This is a genomic window from Vibrio sp. V43_P6S15P86 (assembly GCF_009904725.1).
Taxonomy (GTDB): Bacteria; Pseudomonadota; Gammaproteobacteria; order Enterobacterales; family Vibrionaceae; genus Vibrio; species Vibrio diabolicus.
The window spans coordinates 1-2,996 of record NZ_WXWT01000212.1 but is presented as its reverse complement, the minus strand read 5'-3'; the positions used below and the strand labels follow the sequence as shown (position 1 = coordinate 2,996).

General features: G+C 45.3%; 2 protein-coding genes and 1 pseudogene. 1 reads left to right on the top strand and 2 read right to left on the bottom strand.

The genetic code is table 11. From position 1 onward, the window contains the following. Positions 1 to 71 precede the first annotated feature (71 nt). A complete protein-coding gene (locus CAG69_RS09385; protein ID WP_161443905.1) occupies positions 72 to 1,766 on the top strand; it encodes a phospho-sugar mutase in 1,695 nt (564 codons plus the stop codon). Between the two features lie 100 nt (positions 1,767 to 1,866). On the opposite strand, the gene CAG69_RS09380 is transcribed toward CAG69_RS09385, so the two are convergent. Next, a complete protein-coding gene (locus tag CAG69_RS09380; RefSeq protein ID WP_053809566.1) occupies positions 1,867 to 2,289 on the bottom strand; it encodes a GNAT family N-acetyltransferase in 423 nt (140 codons plus the stop codon). 79 nt (positions 2,290 to 2,368) lie between these two features. Continuing rightward, positions 2,369 to 2,996 (bottom strand): annotated as a pseudogene (locus CAG69_RS09375) (LysE family translocator); the annotation flags it as partial.

Sequence of the window (2,996 nt, the reverse complement as noted above, 5' to 3'; positions counted from 1 at the left end):
AGAAAACATTGAGATACTTACAAAACGAAGTGTCCAAGAAAGTAGGCGCCCCCTACTAAGGAATGATTGATATGACAGCACTAATTACTCAATGGCTAGAACGAGACCCTGATCCTAAGACTCGCGAAGAGCTACAACACCTAGTCGATACAAATAATAAACAAGAGCTTACTGATCGCTTTGGATCGCGCCTTGCCTTTGGTACAGCAGGGTTACGCGGCAAAGTGGGCGCAGGTCCAAACCGAATGAACCGTTTGGTGATTCAAGAGACAGCCACTGGCCTAGGAAACTATTTGCTAGAGCAAGTCAAAGATGCCGCAAGTCGTGGTGTCGTTATTGGCTACGACGGTCGTCCTGATTCGAAACAATTCGCGCATGATACCGCTTCCGTACTGACTGCCCTTGGTATCAAGGTTTATCTAACATACGATGTTGCAGCAACCCCAATTGTTGCGTTTGGTGTCCGAACATTGAATGCTGCGGCCGCTGTTGTTGTTACCGCTAGCCACAATCCACCAGAGTACAATGGCTTTAAAGTATATTGGGAGAATGGCGCACAAATCATTCCTCCACACGACTCTGGAATCGCAGCGAAAATTGATGACGCAACAACGAAGCCATTACCTTTAATGTCTCTCGATGATGCAAAACAGCACGGTTTGTTAGTTTGGTTGGAAGACGACTACTACCAAACTTACCGTAAAACGATGAACGAAAACGCGCTGCTTACTCCTGACAACAACACCGATATTTCTATCGCTTACACTGCGATGCATGGCGTTGGCGCGAATATGGCGGAAACGCTACTTGCCGACGCAGGCTTCCAAAAAGTGGCAAGTGTTAAGGAACAGCGCGAACCTGATGGTAGCTTCCCAACCGTCAACTTCCCAAACCCTGAAGAAGCGGGAGCAATGGATATGGTGATGGCGTTAGGTAAGTCCGTAGATGCTGATATCGCTTGTGCTAACGATCCAGATGCCGACCGTTTTGCAGTGGCGGTCAAACGCCCAGATGGCGAATACCAAATGTTAACCGGCGACCAAGTGGGTTCACTGTTTGGCGATTACTTGCTAGAACAGCAACCTAACGCTCTGGTTGGCAACACCATCGTATCATCAAGAATGCTGAGCAGCATCGCTAAGGCGCATGGCGCACAATACTATCAAACGTTAACAGGCTTCAAATGGCTCACTAACGTTGCAATGGAGCAAGAGACAGAAGCCAATCCATTCTTGTTTGCTTATGAAGAAGCGCTCGGTTATACCGTGGGTAACAAGGTGTGGGATAAAGATGGTTTATCTGCAATCGTCGCATTTGCCCAGCTAACAGGTAAGCTTAAAGCTCAAGGCAAAACACTATGGGATAAACTGGAAGAACTGTACCGCAAGCACGGTTTCTACTTTAACGCGCAGCGCAGTATCGCTCTAGACCCGAACTCTCCACCAATCGGTGACAAACTCCGTGCAAACCCACCAACAGAGATTGCTGGTAAAAAAGTCGCAGTAACTGAAGATCTAAAAACATCAGTTCGCATGTTTGATGACGGCTCAGAAGAATCCATTGACTTACCAGCAAGTGACGTATTGATTTATCACCTAGAAGATCAGTCTCGTGTGATTGTTCGCCCTTCGGGTACTGAGCCAAAACTAAAATGTTACTACGAAGTCATCAACCTTTTCCCTGCGGATATGAGCTATGCACAAGCACAGCAAGCGGCAGAAGCGAAGATGAACGAACTTATCGACGCGCATCAGACAAGTTTGTAAGTCAAAGAGAAGCAGAGACATCTGATATGATAAGAGGCGCAAATTCGCGCCTCTTTTTTTGATTTTGACTAGAACAAGTCAAGCTAACCAGTGCTTTTCCCTAGCTTACAATTTCCTTTTGTAGAAAGTACTTGTGGATGCCCTCTGCAGGATAGCCTGAGTACTGCCCTACTTTTTCAAAACCCAATTTGAGATAGAATTCGAGAGCTTGGAAGCTGTAGGTATCCAAATAAACATGGGTAACCCCGTGAGGCTTTACTTTTTCTTCTAACATTGACATTAACTGGCTACCGATACCAGATGTCCGACTTTCAGCATCTACCCACAAAAACTCAACAAACACCGTGTTTTTAAACATTTCGCCAGTCAGACCACCCATGATCTTGCCATTCTCATCTTTAGCAAAACATCCCACAGCATGCACTTCCCCTTCAGGCAAATGCAGTCGGTTATAAGATCGAATACCTTCACGAACAGAATCAAGGTCTGTTTGATCTGGATTTAAACAAAATTCAAGCTTCATACATCCTCTCCTTAGGAAACATCAATATCCTAAAACAAAAAGCCAGCAATTGCTGGCTTTCTGGTGGAATATGATAACTTTATAAGGCGAAACTGCTCAGCATCCACAACGCGAGAATAACGAACACTAAACCCATTAGTTTATGTTGATAAGTGCGGAATTTTTCGTTCTCGATCAGCCCCTTACCCAATGTGCCTGCCAGCGCAACAAGCAATAAATTGAATGATAAGCCAAGGACGTTTAACAATAACCCTAGTGCTAGCATCTGCTCACCAGAAGACGCTGTGATATTGCTTGAGACAAACTGCGGCAAAAACATCACAAAAAATACCAACGCTTTAGGGTTAAGCAAATTACTCATCAAAGCACGTTGATAATAAGTTGACGCCATTTTGTTTTGACCATCAAGCTCTGGAGCCGAAGATGCCTCAGCTCGTAAGCAGTCCCAGCCCATTTTTAGCAAGTATGCGCCACCTAATAGATGAAGGACTTTAAGGGCGATTGGGCTCATTGCAATCAGGGTAGATACTCCCATTGCAGCAAGCAAAGTAAGAATAACACCAGACGTCGCATTGCCTAAGCTAGCAAACAGACCGACCTTCTTACCGTAACTCATACTAGAGCTCGCGATAAGCAACATATCGGGGCCTGGTACAGCAACAAAGCCACTACTGCGGTGAGATAAACAGGAAGTACAGATAAATCAA

Coding starts and splice junctions, on each gene's coding strand:
- CAG69_RS09380 (WP_053809566.1), bottom strand. CDS start 2,289: ATGAAGCTTGAATTTTGTTTAAATCCAGATCAAACAGACCTTGATTCT.
- CAG69_RS09385 (WP_161443905.1), top strand. CDS start 72: ATGACAGCACTAATTACTCAATGGCTAGAACGAGACCCTGATCCTAAG.